The 320-nt window shown below is 34.1% G+C and carries 1 pseudogene; it reads left to right on the forward strand.

What is annotated here, in order from left to right:
• Positions 1–320: pseudogene (locus tag CD032_RS11135) on the forward strand (hypothetical protein); the annotation flags it as partial.

Below are 320 nucleotides of genomic sequence, written 5' to 3' on the forward strand. Positions count from 1 at the left end.
CAATCAGATTTAGAACAAGAATTAATCGAAGTCGACGAACAACTTAACTCATCAGATTATAAAGTAACTGAAGAAGAATTTGAGCAGTTCTACAAGGCATACAACAAAGAAATGACAGGATTTAAGGATGAACATCAAAAACTAGCGAAAGAGATGCAGGATAAACTGCAAGATATTGTAAAAGTGTATCGTAAAATGATTGAGAATAAAAATGAGGCTGGTCGTCGTATATCTCGTGAACGTTATGTTAAGCAAGAGAAAAATAATCCTGGTAACATTCACAACCAGTATAAAGGCCAAATGTTAGCCCACGAAATTAA

Source organism: Staphylococcus cohnii subsp. cohnii (genome assembly GCF_002902365.1).
Classification (GTDB): Bacteria; Bacillota; Bacilli; order Staphylococcales; family Staphylococcaceae; genus Staphylococcus; species Staphylococcus cohnii.